This is a genomic window from Desulfocucumis palustris, assembly GCF_002933875.1.
GTDB classification, from domain to species: Bacteria; Bacillota; Desulfotomaculia; order Desulfotomaculales; family Desulfocucumaceae; genus Desulfocucumis; species Desulfocucumis palustris.
In genome coordinates, this window is sequence record NZ_BFAV01000141.1 from 99,621 (window position 1) to 117,176 (window position 17,556).

At 52.3% G+C, this 17,556-nt stretch carries 14 protein-coding genes; 5 read left to right on the forward strand and 9 right to left on the reverse strand.

The annotated features are described in order from the left end of the window. The first annotated feature begins 192 nt into the window (after window positions 1-192). Entirely contained in the window at window positions 193-798 is a 606-nt protein-coding gene (locus tag DCCM_RS12800; RefSeq protein ID WP_104372782.1) for a flavodoxin family protein, read from the forward strand. 139 nt (window positions 799-937) lie between these two features. On the opposite strand, the gene DCCM_RS12805 is transcribed toward DCCM_RS12800, so the two are convergent. After that, the gene (locus DCCM_RS12805; protein ID WP_104372783.1) at window positions 938-2,563 is read right to left on the reverse strand and encodes a long-chain-fatty-acid--CoA ligase; all 1,626 of its coding nucleotides are present in this window, start codon (window positions 2,561-2,563) and stop codon (window positions 938-940) included. Window positions 2,564-2,911: 348 nt separating this feature from the next. Between DCCM_RS12805 and DCCM_RS12810 the strand changes: the two genes are divergently transcribed. Beyond that, complete coding sequence (locus DCCM_RS12810; RefSeq protein WP_104372784.1) at window positions 2,912-3,634, forward strand: type 1 glutamine amidotransferase; 723 nt, start codon at window positions 2,912-2,914, stop codon at window positions 3,632-3,634. Window positions 3,635-3,662: 28 nt separating this feature from the next. Here DCCM_RS12810 and fdhF read toward each other — a convergent pair whose 3' ends face one another. The 5 genes from fdhF to DCCM_RS12835 form a co-directional block, all read right to left on the reverse strand. Then, window positions 3,663-6,350, reverse strand: coding sequence for a formate dehydrogenase subunit alpha (gene fdhF, locus DCCM_RS12815; RefSeq protein ID WP_207655597.1), 2,688 nt, complete (start codon window positions 6,348-6,350; stop codon window positions 3,663-3,665). A gap of 171 nt (window positions 6,351-6,521) precedes the next feature. Further along, window positions 6,522-7,451, reverse strand: coding sequence for an NADH-quinone oxidoreductase subunit G (locus tag DCCM_RS12820; RefSeq protein ID WP_104372786.1), 930 nt, complete (start codon window positions 7,449-7,451; stop codon window positions 6,522-6,524). Window positions 7,452-7,469: 18 nt separating this feature from the next. Beyond that, a complete protein-coding gene (gene nuoF / locus DCCM_RS12825) occupies window positions 7,470-9,422 on the reverse strand; it encodes an NADH-quinone oxidoreductase subunit NuoF (protein WP_104372787.1) in 1,953 nt (650 codons plus the stop codon). Between the two features lie 15 nt (window positions 9,423-9,437). Beyond that, on the reverse strand, window positions 9,438-9,923 hold the full coding sequence (nuoE, locus tag DCCM_RS12830) for an NADH-quinone oxidoreductase subunit NuoE (protein ID WP_104372788.1): 486 nt from the start codon (window positions 9,921-9,923) through the stop codon (window positions 9,438-9,440). A 134-nt stretch (window positions 9,924-10,057) separates the two neighbouring features. Then, on the reverse strand, window positions 10,058-10,627 hold the full coding sequence (locus tag DCCM_RS12835; protein WP_104372789.1) for a 5-formyltetrahydrofolate cyclo-ligase: 570 nt from the start codon (window positions 10,625-10,627) through the stop codon (window positions 10,058-10,060). Between the two features lie 817 nt (window positions 10,628-11,444). Here DCCM_RS12835 and DCCM_RS12840 point away from each other — a divergent pair. Genes DCCM_RS12840 through DCCM_RS12850 form a run of 3 tightly spaced genes read left to right on the forward strand, consistent with a single transcriptional unit; the run spans window position 11,445 to window position 14,077 of the window. Further along, a complete protein-coding gene (locus tag DCCM_RS12840; RefSeq protein ID WP_104372790.1) occupies window positions 11,445-12,044 on the forward strand; it encodes a CBS domain-containing protein in 600 nt (199 codons plus the stop codon). 36 nt (window positions 12,045-12,080) lie between these two features. Next, window positions 12,081-13,370, forward strand: a complete 1,290-nt coding sequence (locus DCCM_RS12845; protein ID WP_104372791.1) for a sulfite exporter TauE/SafE family protein — start codon at window positions 12,081-12,083, stop codon at window positions 13,368-13,370. Further along, a complete protein-coding gene (locus DCCM_RS12850) occupies window positions 13,367-14,077 on the forward strand; it encodes a hypothetical protein (RefSeq protein WP_104372792.1) in 711 nt (236 codons plus the stop codon). The genes DCCM_RS12845 and DCCM_RS12850 overlap by 4 nt, the downstream gene beginning before the upstream one ends. A 77-nt stretch (window positions 14,078-14,154) precedes the next feature. On the opposite strand, the gene DCCM_RS12855 is transcribed toward DCCM_RS12850, so the two are convergent. The 3 genes from DCCM_RS12855 to DCCM_RS12865 form a co-directional block, all read right to left on the reverse strand. Next, the gene (locus DCCM_RS12855) at window positions 14,155-14,586 is read right to left on the reverse strand and encodes an ACT domain-containing protein (protein ID WP_104372793.1); all 432 of its coding nucleotides are present in this window, start codon (window positions 14,584-14,586) and stop codon (window positions 14,155-14,157) included. A gap of 53 nt (window positions 14,587-14,639) precedes the next feature. Continuing rightward, window positions 14,640-15,938 carry a phenylacetate--CoA ligase family protein gene (locus DCCM_RS12860; RefSeq protein WP_174705164.1) on the reverse strand — a complete coding sequence of 433 codons (1,299 nt, stop codon included), beginning with the start codon at window positions 15,936-15,938 and terminating at the stop codon, window positions 14,640-14,642. Window positions 15,939-16,071: 133 nt separating this feature from the next. Next, window positions 16,072-17,406, reverse strand: a complete 1,335-nt coding sequence (locus tag DCCM_RS12865) for a DUF512 domain-containing protein (RefSeq protein WP_165792149.1) — start codon at window positions 17,404-17,406, stop codon at window positions 16,072-16,074. Window positions 17,407-17,556 lie beyond the last annotated feature (150 nt).

Consider the following 17,556-nt stretch of genomic DNA (forward strand, 5'->3'; position numbering starts at 1 on the left):
ACCACCGTTACCGGAAAGCAGTCAAATTAATTAATTCAACGGAAATTGAGCGCCACAGCCCGGGAAACAGACAGCCCCCGGTGGAACAACGGGATTAAACCCGGGCATAATTAAATCTGCAAAAGGAATTAAAAGCTTAAATAGAGAAAAGATACTTCATTCATTTAATCAATATTGGGCCAGGTGTTTATAATGGGTGACATAAAATGTTTGGGTTTGTCCTGCAGCCCCAGGGCTACAGGGAACACCACCGTGCTACTGGAAAGGGCTCTGGCCGGAGCCTCGTCCGCCGGGGCAGCCACGGAGCTGGTAAGACTTGCGGATTACAGCGTCTCACCCTGCAGGGCCTGCGACGGCTGTTTTAATAATGGCCTGTGCGTTATAAAAGACGGTGCGGGGGACATATTTGACAAAATTATTAAAGCGGATAGGATAATACTGGCCGCTCCTATTTTTTCCATGGGCATGAACGCCCAGGCCAAAAGCCTGGTGGACAGGAGCCAGCGATTCTGGGCCAGCCGCTATATTTTGGGACAGCCGGTGATTAAGGATCCCCATCTCCGGCCCGCCCGGGGGGGGATTTACATATCCGCCGCGGGAACGGATTTAAAGGGTGTATTTGACGGGGCAATCAGGGTGGCCCGGTATTTCTTTAAAATGCTTGACATCGGATGGAACGGCAGCTTTTGCTATCCCCTGACGGATAAAATAGGCGATATATACAACAATCCGGCGGCCCTGGAGGAAGTGTACCGGGCCGGAAAAAGACTGGCCCGGGCCGGGAACGATCCTTCATGAACCTGTTGAAAAAAATACGTTTAAAACAAAAAGGCGTCTGATAACCCGTTAAATACAGTGGTTTACCAGACGCCCTTCTCTCTATAACCTAAGTTTCAGGTATTTGTCAGCAGCCCTCCATGGCGGGGGACTCTTTACCTTAATTACCCTGTTGTTTTTTAACCTCCTCTTCCCTCAGGAAGCGGCGCAATACCTTACCCACAATGGTTTTTGGCAGCTCCTTGCGGAATTCCACCAGTTTGGGCACCTTATAGGCGGCCAGCTTGCCCCGGCAGAAATCAATCATCTCCTGCTCGGTGGACTCCATGCCCTCCTTCAAGACTATAAAAGCCTTCACGGTCTCACCCCGGTAGGGATCGGGCACCCCGGCCACCACAGCCTCCTGAACCTTGGGATGTTCAAACAAAACCTCTTCCACATCCCTGGGATAAATGTTGAACCCCCCGGCAATAACCATGTCTTTTTTGCGGTCCACAATATAGAAATACCCGTCTTCATCCATCTTGGCTATATCCCCGGTATACAGCCACCCGTTCACCAGGGTTTTGCCCGATTCCTCCGGCATGTTCCAGTAGCCCTTCATTACCTGGGGCCCGCTGATGCACAACTCCCCAATTTCCCCGGGCGGCAATTCCTTTTGCCCCATTTCCAGATCCATAATTTTACAAACGGTGTTGGACAGCGGCATACCGATGCTTCCCGCTTTGCGCACTCCGATCATGGGATTGCAGTGGGTCACCGGAGAGGTTTCGGAAAGACCGTACCCCTCAACCAGGCAGCCGCCGGTCAGCGCCTCGAACTTCTGGGAAACTTCCACCGGCAGGGGGGCCGAGCCGCTTATGCAATATTTGATTGATTTTACATCATATTTGCCTATCTCCGGATGGTTGTTCACCGCGATATACATGGTGGGCACCCCGGGGAACAACGTGGGCTTATATTTGTCAATGGTTTGAAGCAGGGATTCAATTTCAAACCTGGGCAGCACCACCAGGGTGGCGGCATTGGCTATTCCGAAATTCACGCAGGTGGTCATGCCGTAAGAGTGGAAAAAGGGCAGCACGGACAAAACCACTTCTTCCCCGTATTTGCAGCCCTGAAACCACTGGGTTACCTGAAGCGCGTTGGCCACTATGTTACGGTGGGTCAGCATGGCGCCCTTGGAAACCCCGGTGGTCCCGCCGGTGTATTGAAGCACCGCCAGGTCATTCACCACGTCAAAATCAATTTTAGGAGGGTTCGCCTCGGTGGAGGCCAGAAGCTCCTCGGCTTTGAGCACTTCCGCCTCCCCTTCCGCCGCGGGCTGCCCCAGGCTGAAAAGAATTACGTGTTTAAGAGGGGTAAGCTCCCTTACATTTTTAATCCTGGGATAGAACTGGTCGAAGGCAACAATAATTTCCGCCCCGGAATCGTTAAGTATGTGTTCCAGCTCTCTTTCCACGTACATGGGATTGACCTGCACCACGATCCCCCCGGCTTTTTGAACGGCGAAAAAGCCCACTATGTACTGGGGGCAGTTGGGTGCCATCAGGGCAACCCGGTCTCCCTTTCTGACGCCGAGGTTGTAAAAAGCGGTGGCCATTTTGTCCACCATAACATTGAGCATGGCGTAAGGTATTTCCAGTTGGGCAAAAATCACTGCCGTCCTCCCGGGAAAAGCGGCCGCCACCTTTTCCAGCAGCTGGGGCATGGTTTCTTCCGGGTAGTCCAGTTCCGCCGCAACACCCTGAGGATAGTTTTTCAACCACAATTTTTCACTTTGCATATACGTCCCTCTCTCTCATTATATTTATTATTTTGCAAAGGACTGCTTATATAAAACGGCCTGGGATTATCGGCGGGCAAGTAACTGATTGATTGCTCATTCATAAAATGATAAACATTTAGGCCGACTCTCCAGGTTGATTATAGGTAAACTTCATATATTCATTTTAGAATTTTTTTAATTTTTATACAAGCTTAATATCTTAAAACACTTTAATAATTCACAAAACACGCAACAACGCGACAATTTTTTCTATTTAATTCCCCGGCGCCGGACCCCGGAAACCTGCTACCCAGGCGGTGAATTGTTTGTTAAAATAAAAGAAATTTTAAACACCGGGAGAATAAAATGAGAATTCATTATTTACAGCATGTACCCTTTGAGGACATGGCAAATATTGGCCTTTGGATAAAAGGCCGGGGGCACGAATTATCCGGGACAAAATTTTTTGCGGGTGAAAGGCCAGGACCGGAAACCGCTTTTGACCTGCTGGTGATCATGGGCGGGCCCATGAATATATACGAAGAGGATAAATTTCCCTGGCTGACTGCTGAAAAGAAATTTATAGAAAAGGCCGTGGCCGCTGAAAAATGCGTGCTGGGAATCTGCCTGGGGGCTCAGCTTATGGCCGACGTGCTGGGAGGCAGGGTATATAAAAATAAGCACCGGGAAATAGGCTGGCACCCCGTTACCCTCACCCCGGAAGCCAAAAACACCGCGGTGTTCGGCACCCTGCCGGAACGGTTCACCGCTTTCCACTGGCACGGGGATACCTTCGACACTCCCCCCGGAGCGGTTTGCACCGCGAAAAGCGAGGCCTGCGGGAACCAGGCCTTTGAATACAATAAAAGGGTGATCGGGCTGCAGTTCCACCTGGAAAGCTCCCCATCCAGCGTTGAGGCACTGCTTAATAACTGTTCGGATGAGTTGGCAAAAGACAGCTATATACAAACACCGGAAGAAATAATTTCAGGGATCAAGCACATCGAAAAGCAAAATGAAATAATGTTTTCCATATTGAACCGGCTGGAAAACCTCGCCGCTCCCAAAACAGCAACTGCCCCGGTTTAACTCCGGGGCAGCTGCTGTTACAGGCTATTTATGCTGTTTTCTCCACTTTCACTGCGCAAACCTTCAGCTCGGGTATCTTGGAGATACCGTCCCTGGCAGGGTTGGTAAGCTTGTTGATGGCCACCTCCGGGAAATGGAAGGAGGTAAACACCAGCCCTTCGGGAACCACATCGGTAATTCTGGCGCTAAGTTCCACGCTGCCCCGGCGGGAAGATACCCTGACCCTGTCGCCCTCCGCCAAACCCATTTTTGCGGCGTCCGAGGCGTTAATCTCCAGGTACTCCGTGCCGTAGTGCACTTCCAGCGCCCCTGTGCGCATGGTCATGGTGCCGGTATGATAGTGGAAATGCCTGCGTCCGGTGCTCAGCACCAGGGGATACTGCTGGTCGGGCAATTCCGCCGGGGGCACGTATTCCACCGGGCTGAACTTGCCCAACCCCCGGGAAAATTTACCCACGTGCAATACCGGGGTACCCGGATGGTCGGCGGTGGGGCAGGGCCACTGAATGCCTCCCTGCTCCAGGCGAGGATAAGATATGCCCGCGTAGGACGGGGTAAGGGAAGCAATTTCCCTCATTATTTCCGCCGGGGATTCGTAGCTCATGGGATAGCCCATGGCGGTTGCCACATCGCAGATAATTCTCCAGTCCGGCCTGGCCTCCCCCACGGGCTCAATGGCCTTGCGCACCCGCTGCACCCGCCGCTCGGTGTTGGAGAAGGTGCCGTCCTTTTCGGCGAAGCTGGCTGCCGGCAGCACCACATCCGCCAGCTGGGCGGTTTCCGAGAGGAAAATGTCCTGCACCACCAGAAAGTCCAGTTTTTCCAAAGCATGTATCACATGGCCGGCGTCCGGGTCGGAAAGAACCGGATTCTCGCCCATTATATACATTCCTTTAATCTGTCCGCGGGACGCTCCTTCCAGCATCTCTCCCACGGTAAGGCCCGGTTTGGCGGGAAGGCTTTCCAGACCCCAGGCCGAAGCGAATTTAGCCCTGACATCGTCCAGACCCACTCCCTGGTAGCCGGTTAATACTGCCGGAAGGGCTCCCATATCACAGGCGCCCTGCACGTTGTTCTGGCCCCGCAGAGGGTTTACCCCGCTGTAAGGCTTGCCGATGTGACCGCAGAGCATGGCCAGGTTGGCCACGGCAAAAACATTATGGGTGCCGCAGATGTGCTGGGTTATGCCCATGGTGTAAAGTATGGTGGCGTTTTCCGCCCCGGCGTAGCCCCGGGCAACTTCCCTGAGTTTATCCGCCGGTATGCCTGTCAGCTCCTCAACATACTCCGGGGTATATTTCTCCACGGCTGCCCTGAATACCTCAAAATCTTCCGTTCTTTCCTTAACGAATTCCTTGTTGTAAAGCCCCTCGGAAATTATAACGCCGGCCAGTCCGTTCAGCAGAGCTATATCGGAACCGGATTTAATCTGCAGATGAGTGTGAGCCAGCTCGGCCACCTCGGTCTTCCGGGGGTCCGCCACCACCAGGGTCGAACCTCCCCGCACGGCTTTCTTTACCTGCAGCCCGATAATGGGGTGGGATTCGGTGGTATTGGTGCCTATGGCCAGTATAAAATCAGCCCCGGCCACATCTTTGATGGGGTTGGTCATTGCTCCGCTGCCGAATGCAGTCGCCAGACCGGCGACTGTGGGAGCGTGTCAGAGACGGGCGCAGTGGTCGATATTGTTGGTGCCGAGCACCGCCCGGGTAAATTTGCTAAACAGATAATTCTCCTCGTTGGTGCAGCGGGCGGAGCTAAGTACCGCCAGTGCTTCGGGGCCAAAGCCGGACTTAATCGCCCCAAGCTTTTCCGCCACCAGATTTATAGCCTGCTCCCAGGACGCCTCCACGAACCGGCCGTCCTTTTTAATCAGAGGTTTTTTCAGCCTGTCGGGGTGGTGGATAAAGCCATATCCGAAACGTCCCTTGACGCACAGCGCCCGGCCGTTCACGTCTCCGTCACAGGAGGTGACCCCCACCACCTTGCCGTCCTTGACGTTTAGATCGAAATTGCAGCCTGTGCCGCAATAGGGGCACGTGGTGCGGACCTTTTCAACCTCCCAGGTGCGGGCTTTGGCTCTAAGGCCCTTTTCCTGCAGCGCGCCCACCGGGCATACTGCCACGCAGTTGCCGCAAAATACACAGTCTGATCCGGCCAGGGTGGTATCCATGGCCGGGGCGACTTTGGTATTAAAGCCCCGGTAGGAGTAGTCCACCACTGATTTGCCCTGTATCTGGGCGCAGGCCCGGACGCATTTGCCGCACAGGATGCATTTGTTCATATCCCTGACAATAAAGGGATTATCATCTTCAATTTGGTACTGGTGCACGGCGCCCTTGAAGCCGCCCTCCTTCACCCCGTACCTGTAGGCATAATCCTGTAAACGGCAGTCTCCGCTTCTGGCGCAGGTAAGACAGTCCATGGGGTGATTGGCCAGCAGAAGCTCCAGTATTGTCTTTCTCGCCTCCACCACGGCGGGGGATTCAGTCTCCACCACCATGCCCCCGGTGGCGGCGGTGGCGCAGGAAATCATCAGTGCTCTTGCTCCTTTAATCTCCACCACGCACATGCGGCAAGACCCATCTATGGTTAATTCCGGATCATAACACAGGGTTGGAATAAATATATCCAGCTTTTTGGCCGCTTCCAGTACGGTGCTCCCCTGGGGTACAGTCACCTGACGGCCATTTATGGTTAATGTTACTTCAGCCAATATAAAAGGCCTCCTTTTTTGCAAACCTGGCATAACACCGGTCCACTTAAGATTTTTCAAAAGAATTCCCGGTAGTCGTTATTCCCCGCAAAACACAGCGCCAAAAATTTAATAAAGAGCCAAATATCAACATTTGGCTCTTTATATCAACGGATTTTATAACTTTCTTTTTTAACCTTCTATTTTCTTGAGCTTTTCCAGCACGCCCTGGAGTCCCAGGGCCTCCGGCCAGGTAACCCCCACGAACTCTCCATCCTTCTTCAGCTGCGGTGTCCCGGGCTGGTCACAGTACATAAGCTCCAGGCCCAAACGTCCCTTGAGGCACAGGGGCCGTCCCGGTCCCGGCGCCCTGGCGGCCACACCGATAACCTTTTGGCCCTTGGAAATTAAATCAAACTGGCAGCCGCTGTCGCAAAAGGTACAGGTAACAGGTTTTTTCTCCAATTCCCAAACCCGCCCCTGTCCGGACAGCCGCTTATAGGTAAGGGCGCCAACCGGGCATACGGCCACGCAGCGGCCGCAATAAACGCAATCCGATTCACCCAGGGGAACGTCCATGGGAGCGGCTATTTTAGTATTGAAGCCGCGATAAGCATAGTCCACCACGGCCCGCTCCTTCACCTGGGCGCAAGTGCGCACGCACCTGCCGCACAATATGCATTTATTCAAATCCCTGATGATGTAGGGATTGCTGTCTTCAATAGCGTAGGAATGCCGCTGTCCCTCAAATCCAGGCCCCTTGACGCCGTAGCGGAAGGCATAATCCTGCAAACGGCAGTCCCCGTTCTTTTCACAGGTCAGGCAATCCTGGGGATGGTTGGCCAGGATCAGTTCCAGTATTGTTTTGCGGGCTTCCACCACCGCCGGCGATTCGGTCTGCACCACCATGCCCTCGGTGGCTTCGGTGACACAGGAGGCAGGCAAATTGCGCATGCCCTGAATTTCCACCACGCAAATGCGGCAGGCTCCGAAACCGGTCAGCTCTGGCGCGTGACAAAAGGTGGGAATAAAAAATCCCGCTTCCGCCGCCGCGTCCAGTACGGTGGTTCCCTTTTGCACCGTTACTTTAACCCCGTTTATGGTCAGGGTAACATTGGCCACTTACATACACCTCCCTGATTAAGCCTTGATAATGGCTTCAAATTTACAGCCCATCAGGCAGCTTCCGCATTTGATGCATTTGGCCGCATCAATGACGTGGGGCTGCTTTTTCTCCCCGGTAATGGCACCCGCCGGACAGCTCCTGAGACACTTGCCGCAGCCTTTGCATTTCTCCGGATCGATGACGTAGGTCAGCAGGGCGGAGCAGGCCCCGGCCGGGCAGCGCTTGTCCTGTATGTGGGCAATGTACTCGTCTTTAAAATAGCGCAGGGTGGATAGAATGGGATTGGGACAGGTCTGGCCCAGACCGCACAGGGCGGTATTTTTAACCACCCGGCCCAGTCTTTCCAGGGTGTCGATATCCTCCATCTTTCCTTCCCCGTTGCAGATGCGGGTGAGAATCTCCAGCATCCGGGTGGTGCCTTCCCGGCAGGGGGTGCACTTGCCGCAGGATTCGGACTGGGTGAAGGTAAGGAAGAACCTGGCCACATCCACCATGCAGGTTGTCTCGTCCATAACCACCAGCCCGCCGGAACCCATCATGGCCCCTGCGGAGATAAGGGAGTCGTAGTCCACCGGGAGATCCAGCAGCTCATCGGGCAGACAGCCGCCGGAGGGACCGCCTATCTGCACGGCCTTGAACTTTTTGCCGTCCTGAATGCCGCCGCCGATGGCAAAGATGATGTCCCTCATGCTGATACCCATGGGAACCTCCACCAGCCCGGTGTTGTTCACCTTGCCGGTGAGGGCGAATATTTTGGTGCCCTTGCTCTTCTCGGTGCCCATGGAAGCGTACCAGGCGCCGCTGTTGCGTAAAATTTGCGGCACATTGGCAAAGGTTTCCACGTTGTTCAGACAGGTGGGCTTGCCCCATAAACCGCTCTGGGCCGGGAAGGGAGGCCTTACCCTGGGCATGCCCCGGTTGCCCTCGATGGATGTCAGCAGCGCGGTCTCTTCCCCGCATACGAAGGCACCGGCGCCGGCTTTTATTTTAAGATGGAAATTAAAGCCTGAATTCAATATGTTATCGCCCAGAATGCCCTTCTCCTCGGCCTGGGCAATGGCTATTTTCAAGCGCTGTATGGCCAGCGGGTATTCCGCCCGCACGTAAAGGTAACCCTCGTCGGCACCCACGGCGTAACCGCAAATCATCATACCTTCCAGCACCGCGTGGGGGTCGCCCTCCAGCACACTGCGGTCCATGAACGCGCCGGGGTCGCCCTCGTCGGCGTTGCAGACCACATATTTTTTGTCACCCTGGGCCTGGCGGACAAAACCCCATTTCATGCCGGTGGGGAAACCGCCGCCGCCCCTGCCCCGCAGGCCGGATGTTTTTACCTCTTCAACCACCTGGTCCGGTGTCAGTTCCAAAAGCGCCCTGGCAAACCCGCTGTAACCGTCATTGGCAATGTATTCTGAAATATCCTCCGGGTTGATATGCCCGCAGTTGTGCAGCACCAGGCGCTGCTGGCGGGCGTAAAAAGGAACGGTTTCGTAAGTTTTGGCCGCTTCCCCGGTGTTGGGGTCCTTGTACAGCAGCCTCTCCACCGTTTCCCCCTTGACCAGGTCACTGGCCACTATTTCAGCCACGTCGTCCTCGGTGACCCTGGTGTAAAAAGTTTTATGCGGCTCCACAATCATAAGCGGGCCCTGTTCACAGAAACCGTGACAGCCGGTGGTGGTGATTGTCACCTTATCCGCAAGGCCATTGGCCGCCAGTTCCTCTTCCAGTTTCTTTCTGAGTTTCGGCGAGCCTGAGGATACGCAACCGGTGCCGGCGCAAATCAGCACATTCCTCTTCGCGCTTTGTTCCGGCAGATGGATGGCTGCCAGAAAATCCGCTCTTTTCTGTTTGCAGGCCTCGTCCTGGTGGCAAATGGGGCCTTCTTTGCGGCATTTTATATAATCCTTACAGGGAGCAGCCGGTTCGTGGGTGCATTTGTCACAGCATTTGTCCATTAAATTATTCATCACGCGGCCTCCTTCCTACTCGTACTTTTCAAGGGTGGATACCGCCTTGTCCGGGGTGAGGCGCCCGTGGGTATCGTCGTTCACCATCATCACCGGGGCCAGTCCGCAGGCGCCAAGGCATGCCACCGTTTCCAGGGTATAACGCAGGTCTTCGGTGGTGCCGTTTTTCTCCACGCCAAGCTTTTTGGACACCCCGTCGAATACCTTTGAGGCGCCCCGCACGTGGCAGGCGGTTCCCTGGCACACGCGAATAATGTTGCGCCCCCTGGGCTTCAGGTGAAACTGCGCATAAAAGGTTACCACTCCGAATGTTTTGCTGAACGGAACGCCCAGGCTTTTTGAAATCTGCTGCATAACCTCTTTGGGCAGGTAGCCGTAAATCTCCTGGGCCTCCTGCAAAAGGGGTATCAGGGCGCCTTTCACTGTTTTGTACTTGTCCAGCGCTGTTAGCAACGCCTCCTGTTTTGCCGATTCGTCACTGTGACCGCATGTGCAAGACAAATTAAACCCTCCTCTCAATTCTCTCCCGTTTATACATAACTGAAAGCCCGCAAAGGCCGGGAAACGGCTGCCCTTGGTGAGACAGCCGAAATTTACAAGTCCTTTACCCCCGCGGACTATCAAATGTTAATCAACTAAAACCTTAATACCCTTTGTTCCGTAACCAGTATGTGCACCGGGCAGTCATGGGGTCCGGGGTATACATTCTCCATTATCTGCAGCTCAAAAGCCGGGGCCAGGAACACTGTTCCCGGTTTGGTCCTGGGTAAAAAGCGATCATAAAAACCCCCGCCGTAGCCCAGCCGGTCCCCGTTCAAATCAAAGGCAACTCCGGGCACAACCACCATATCCAGCTCCCCCGGTTCCAGCGGACGCACGCAGCCGGGAGCCGGCTCCAATATTCCCCAGGCGCCGGGAACCAGATCCTCCGGATAATGAAGTATCTCCGAAGGGGTAAGAACCTTGCCGGCTATATCGGTAATGGGGACGGCAATCCTCTTCCCGACGGCCAGGCAATGGCGAATGAGCTCTCCCATCCGGACCTCGTTGCGGAAATCCACGTAGGCCATTATTGTGCCCGCCCGCCGCCACTCTTCCAGAGATATTAACTTATTTACTATGGTGCTGCTTTTTTCCGCCACTTCCTCCGGTATCATGGCTGCCCTTCGTTTTAAAACATCCTTTCTTAATTCGCCTTTTGTCAATGTAATTCCTCCAAAAAGTCAGACTATTTACCCTTAACTTTTGGTAATATATGAAACAACCCTGCATCAATAACTTTAAAGCGTCATTCCCGGCCCGGAGGTTTCAGGAAAATACCTGTCCCCCCGGGCCGGTCATCATCTAAAAGAAATATATCCTTTAACCCCTGTGATGTCAATTAAGCATAATGACAAAAGACCTTTTATATGCTACATTGCCGGTCCAGTCCCAATTGTCTGAATTATTTTAATTTAACAACATACATGTGAACTATTGCACTTATTAATGTGAATAGTTATAATCAAAAACAACAAAAGCAGTGACCAAACAGAATGTGAATACTGGTACAATACAGAAGCGGCAAGGGTCGGGCCAGTCCCCAAAAGCACTTAAAAAATTTAACGCAAAAAGACCGATCTAAACCCATTGACAGAAACAAATAAAAATCATCTTTGTTTTATCCGCTAAAGCCCGAGAATAAAGAGCTTTTTATTTTTAATGACGTTTGTACCTTTAATCACAATCTGTGGTGACAGAAACCCTAAAAAGGCCGACTGTCAAAAACAACCTCAATCCGGCCTACACAGCGGCTTCCGGGAGGTGATTAATGTACCGAAACAATGTGTCAAAATGTAATGACAATCGCAAAAAACCGTACTCTTAAAGGATTTTTAAAAGATACCCACGGACTAATCAATTAATGTTATTTATTTCACATTCCCAAACAAGGGATTTGGAGGTGATATAAAATCAAAACTCCCGGCAGATTTAAATGTACCCCAAAGTACCGCTCAAAAAAACTCAAAGGAGGCTAAAATCATGGGCGAGAGAAAAATTCGGGATATCATGCTGCCCCTTGGCAATTTCCCGGGAGTGTCACCCCGGGACAGCTTTGAAAAAACAGTAAATGAACTGAATAAATTTCTGCGGACCGGGGATACGCCAGCCATTGATAGCGCAATTTTACTGGTTTACGAAAATAACGCAATAATAGGAATTATAAGAATTAATGATCTGATTGAAGCCATTGAGCCCCAGTATTTGCAGGGCAAAACATACCGCGGCTGGACAGCCGGCAACGAATGGTCAATTCCCGTTTTCTGGGAGGGCCTTTTTACGGAACGTGTCAGGGAAGTCATGGACGGCAAGACGGCCAGGGATATTATGCATCCCCTGGAATACGAAGTTGAAGCGGACGATCCGATGATAAAGGCTGTTTACGGCATGGCCAGATATTCCGTTAACATACTGCCGGTAAAAGAAGACGGCCTGATTACCGGCATGGTTCGCAGCCGGGAGCTGTTCCAGGAAATTTCCGGCCTGGTGGCAAAAGATGAAGCTGAGGTTTACGCCCTTAACAGATTTATCGAAACAGGGAAAAAAGCCGGTTGGGTACACTCCTCCGCCGGGGGCAATTAATCCCAGGAAGAAATGTAAAGCAGGAGGGTTAAAAAAATGAGAAATTATTATGAGGCGCTGATGGCGGCTTCAAGAGCCCACGCCAAATGGGAGATAGAAACCTCCCTGTCCATAATTAGAAACCGCAAATCAATGTTAATACTATTGCTGCTGTCGCTTCCCATTCTTATACCCGCGATGGCCCACGCGGCAGGCGCCCTGCCCGATTTCATCGGCGGCAAATCTTCCTACGGGCCGTCTTACTTCAATCCCACAACCTTTTACGGCTCCATAGCGGTGGGCGTAATTGCGGGATTAATCACCGGATGCATAGGAGCCGGGGGAGGCTTTGTCATCACACCGGCGCTGATGAGCCTGGGAGTAAAGGGTATCCTGGCTGTAGGAACCGACATGTTCCATATTTTTGCCAAGGCAATTATGGGCACCACAATCCACAAAAAACTCGGTAACGTGCATGTGGGTCTGGCCATTGCCTTCCTGGTGGGCTCCGGCCTGGGGGTTACCGGAGGCGGATTGATTAACAGGGCGCTATTCAACTACAACCCTGTAATGAGCGACTTTGTGATCAGCGGAATATATGTGATAATGCTGGGGTTCCTTGGCTTTTACGCCCTGGGCGACTACCTCAGGAGCAGAAAAACCGCCACGGCTTCGGACGACGCCCATGGAGGTCCCTCGGGACTGACCCCCCTGGCGGTAAAACTGCAGGGAATAAACCTTCCCCCGATGATTACATTTGACGAGGAAATCACTCCCGGCGGAAAGAAAATCTCCGGTGTGTTCGTTGCCGTATGCGGCACGGTGGTCGGTTTTACAGCCGCAATACTGGGAGTCGGCGGGGGCTTCCTCACCTTCCCGATGTTTGTATACGGCCTGGGAGTTTCCTCCTTCACCACGGTGGGCACCGATATTCTGCAAATCATCTTTACAGCCGGTTACGGCTCCATTGCCCAGTACGCCGTTTATGGATACGTGTTCTACACCCTGGCCATGGGCATGCTGATCGGGTCCCTGTTCGGCATTCAGCTGGGCGCCATCACCACCAAGGTGGTTCCCGGTATTCAAATCAGAGCCTTTTACGCCCTGGCCATACTGGCGGGCTTCACCAACAGGCTCTTCGCCCTGCCGGAAAAAATGGCCCAGATGGGCTACATTCAACTATCCGCGGAAGCCGGTAAGCTGATTGCCAATATCGGCGTGGTGATTTTCTTCGCACTGGTATCATTCTTCGCAATTTGGATTTTAGCAACCTTTATCCGCAACATACCCAGGCTAAGGGCGGAATCAGCCGGCCAGGCATATTCTGAAGGGGGTGTCACCCAATGATTAGAAACAAGAAGACCTTTTTCATCGGGCTGGCCATGTTAATAAGCTTCTGTGTGGTCTACATCGGAATAATGTCTCCCAGCTTCGGCAACGGCAGAAACGGCCTGGAATTCGCTGACGATATGTTCAATTCCCTGTCCAAGGGCTCCGCTTACTTTATTGGCGAGCAAATGGAAAAAGCGGAAAAAGAAAACGGCAAGGCCATAGACCTGGCCATAACGGCGAAAAGTGAAGAGGAAGCTGCAAACTGGGCAAAATTATATGAAGCTGCGGGGGCCGAGGTAAAACTGGATGGAAACAGTGTGAACATCAAGGGGGATTTCGGCAAAATACTGACCTCCGCCCTGACGGACTGCGACTCCATGTACAACAACCAGGGAGACACCATAACGGCCAAATACGGTTATGACTCCAGAGAAGCCACCTACAACTGGTATAACTCCTTTAAAAAGATGGATGACCAGTTAAAGAACAAGGAAATGTTCCCGGAATCCAGCGTGCTTAACAATGTCATGAAAAAGGGCGTGGAGCCCGCCTACAACTACTACGGCATTGAAATAAAACACGTTAAGGAAAACAAGGCCACTGTCTCATTCATGCTGATATTCTACCTTATCTATACATTATGGTACGGTTTTGGACTCTACTACCTCTTTGACGGCCTGGGTATATCCACCAGCAAGTCCCCCAAAAAAGCCGAGGCATAAAAACCCGCCAAAACTGCTATAAGCCGGTGCAATGGCACCGGCTTATATTTTTAAACATCACCATGCTTTTGTTGCGCTTACAGCGAATACACTTCTTTCTCTTCCAGAGTCCTGATCCCGTTATTTTGAAGCGCGTTTATGGCCTCGTCCAGCTGCTCCACCCGGAACACCACCAGGGCGGCATTGGTGGCCTTTTGAAGAAAAGCGTAAAGGTATTCTATATTAATGCCGGCCTCTTGCAGCACCGTGAGCGCGCCCGCCAGCCCGCCGGGACGGTCCGGCACTTCAACGGCTATTACGTCCGTGGAAGTCACCGTAAATCCCGCTTCCTTTAATGCGTTAAAGGCCTTGTCCGGATCGTTTACAATCAGGCGGAGTATGCCGAAGTCGGTGGTGTCGGCTATGGACAGCGCCCGGATATTAATGCTGTTTTCTCCCAGCACACTGGTGACCTTGGCCAAACGTCCGGACTTATTTTCAAGGAAAATGGAAATTTGCTTTATTCTCAAAACTTCCTGCCTCCTTAATTATTATTTTCAAGGGTGGCCTATTATACCGGCAGTTATATTTCTCTTTTGTCCACTACCCTCTTGGCCTTGCCCTCGCTGCGGGGTATGGTGCGGGGCTCAACCAGTTTTATCCTGGCGTTGATGCCCAGCACGCTTCCTATGCGGGAGCGCAGGCGTCCTTCCAGTTCCTCAATGAAACGAACCTTGTCGCTGAAAAACCGGTCCGAAAGCTCCACCCATATTTCCAGTTCATCCAGGTTGCCCTTGCGGTCCACCACCAGCAGATAATGAGGCTCCGTATCGCCAAATTCCAGCAATACGCTTTCAATCTGCGAGGGAAACACATTGACTCCCCTGATGATCAGCATATCGTCGGAGCGGCCGGTCACCCTCTTCATCCTTATGTGGGTACGCCCGCAACTGCAGGTTTCCTCTGTGAGGGTGGTTATGTCCCGGGTGCGGTAACGAATTATGGGAAAAGCCTCCTTGGTGAGGGAGGTGAATACCAGTTCCCCCTGTTGCCCGAAGGGTAGCTGTTCTCCGGTTTCCGGATCAATAACTTCCGCAATAAAGTGATCCTCGAATATATGCATGCCCTTTTTCTCCTGGCACTCCATGGATACCCCGGGTCCCAGGACCTCGCTGAGCCCATATATATCATGGGCTGAAATAGCCAGCTTTTCCTCCAGCTGGGCCCGCATCCGCTCGGACCACGGCTCAGCACCGAAAATGCCCGCCTTCAGTGGAAGCTTTGTAAAATCTATTCCCGCGTTTTTGCCCTCTTCGGCAAGAAACAAAGCGTAAGAAGGTGTGCATGTGAGAATGGTCGTTCCGAAATCCTGCATTAGCATCAGCTGCCTGTCGGTATTGCCGCCGGAAACAGGCACAACCGTGGCCCCAAGTTTCTCAGCCCCGTAATGAACTCCCAGCCCCCCGGTAAAAAGGCCGTAACCGTAGCCGTTCTGTATTACCTCCCGGGGACCACCGCCTGCCATGACAATAGCCCTGGCTATCAGCTCGGACCACATGTTAATGTCGTTCCTGGTATACCCCACCACGATGGGTTTGCCGGTGGTGCCGGAGGAGGCGTGCACCCGGACCACTTCCTCACTGGGCACTGCAAAAAGCCCGAAAGGGTAATTATCCCTCAGATCCTGTTTCACCGTAAAGGGCAAATTTTTAATATCGTCCAGAGCTTTTATATCCTCCGGGGCCATTCCCCGTTCATCAAATTTTTTACGGTAGAAAGGCACGTTTTCATAAACCCTTTTCACCGTAGCCTTCAGCCTGGCCAGCTGAAGTTCCCGCAATTGCTCCTTTGGCATGGTTTCGTGTTTCTTGTCCCAATACATATTAATCCCTTTCTTTCAGTTCACAATTTCAGGTTAGAGGTGAGAACAAGCAGCTTTATCAAGAAATATCCCCAATTTAAGTAAAAATTCCATAAAACATTTGATTATTCCTGCAGTAAAGCATCAATTTTAATCAAATTGTTTCAACGGCGAGGGAATACTCACCCACAGCCTCCATGTAATTTCTGCCGGTAATATCCCGGCCCCTGTGATCGAAGGCTATGGCCGGCAGTATTACCAGATCCGGAGAATTTTCCGCCAACCCCACAGCCCGGGACATATCCTCCACCGTTAAAAGACCGGCACATCCGATGGAGCCCCCGAAATAACGGTTTTTTACCGGAATTACGGTTATTTTCTCCCCGGGCAAAAATTTTTGAAGGCCTGCCCTCAACACCGGGAAGCCGAATTCCGACGAAAGCGCCAGCGCCCTCCCGCTCCGGTTCCTCCGGACCGCCCGCCGTATCCGCTCCAGGGTATCCGGCTCCAAATCGCAATCCATTACCAGCCCGGAGGTTTGGTCTTTTCCTTTAACAAGTCTGACGGATAACTCCTCCCCGTCCCTCAAAATATTAAGCTCCGGGTTTACGGCTTTCAATACCCTCTTAAAGGCGTCCACCCGGCTTAACACCGGCAGGCCGTTAACAAAAATGATCTCATCTCCAGTTTTCAATCCGGCCTTTCCCGCCGGAGACGGCCCCACAACCCCCGCCAGCCGGGCCGCAAGATCAGACAGGTTGGGAGGTTCGGCAATGACAGGTATTTTAACCTCACATTTAATATTCTCCACAAACCCGGCCAGCTCTCCCGGAAGAAACCCGGGCACCGGCAGTCCCTCCGGCGCAAAGCGGGTGTAGCCGGGCATGAATATCCTTACGGTCCTTGCCCCCTGCCGGTCAAAGAGCCGGACAGTTTCCGCAATATCCTCCCAGCCGGTGATATGCGGCATGGCCACTATGCTGCCATGATATTCCAAACCGTATTCCCTCAGCAATCCGGGCGCCCTGACCGCCACAGCGGCCCTGGAGTCGTTCATTAATACCTTGCGGTTGCGTTCCGAGGCGCTGTTGAGTGAAAGATTAACCACCATACCGCCCAGGGAGGATAAAAATATAATATTATCCGGGTCCAGCAGGTTTCCGTTGGTGGTTATTTTAATCACTGTTTCCGGAAACCTGCGCCTTATCCGGGATAAAATCTCTTTAATATCAGGATGTGTAAAAGGCTCCCCCTCCATTATCCTGGTTACCGATTCACCGATGACCAGGGGAAAAGAAGGATCAATATAGTCCAGCATTTCATCCACCTGGCCCGGGGAAACCGGAGGCAGGTTCCGGGAATCAATTCCCGGCGGATTTTGTCGATGGCTGCAGAAAATGCAGCGCACATTGCAAGTCGAAGTTATGGCCAATATGTTATTTCGTGCCGCACTATACAACAACAAATCGTAAAGGCTGGTTTTCGACATATTTTGCCTCACAGTTTCACCCACAGATCTATAGCACCATAAATAAGTTATTAACAGACTTATTAACATTATCCACAAGTTAAATTCCACAGAACAGACTTTCTTAAAAGAATATAGGGAGTGCAAAAATGCCTGCAAAGGCCCGGTTTA

Bases quoted from the DNA above. Each gene is read 5' to 3' on its own strand.
- DCCM_RS12800 (WP_104372782.1), top strand. From the start codon at position 193: ATGGGTGACATAAAATGTTTGGGTTTGTCCTGCAGCCCCAGGGCTACA.
- DCCM_RS12805 (WP_104372783.1), bottom strand. From the start codon at position 2,563: ATGCAAAGTGAAAAATTGTGGTTGAAAAACTATCCTCAGGGTGTTGCG.
- DCCM_RS12810 (WP_104372784.1), top strand. From the start codon at position 2,912: ATGAGAATTCATTATTTACAGCATGTACCCTTTGAGGACATGGCAAAT.
- nuoF (WP_104372787.1), bottom strand. From the start codon at position 9,422: ATGAATAATTTAATGGACAAATGCTGTGACAAATGCACCCACGAACCG.
- DCCM_RS12840 (WP_104372790.1), top strand. From the start codon at position 11,445: ATGGGCGAGAGAAAAATTCGGGATATCATGCTGCCCCTTGGCAATTTC.
- DCCM_RS12845 (WP_104372791.1), top strand. From the start codon at position 12,081: ATGAGAAATTATTATGAGGCGCTGATGGCGGCTTCAAGAGCCCACGCC.
- DCCM_RS12850 (WP_104372792.1), top strand. From the start codon at position 13,367: ATGATTAGAAACAAGAAGACCTTTTTCATCGGGCTGGCCATGTTAATA.
- DCCM_RS12860 (WP_174705164.1), bottom strand. From the start codon at position 15,938: ATGTATTGGGACAAGAAACACGAAACCATGCCAAAGGAGCAATTGCGG.
- DCCM_RS12865 (WP_165792149.1), bottom strand. From the start codon at position 17,406: ATGTCGAAAACCAGCCTTTACGATTTGTTGTTGTATAGTGCGGCACGA.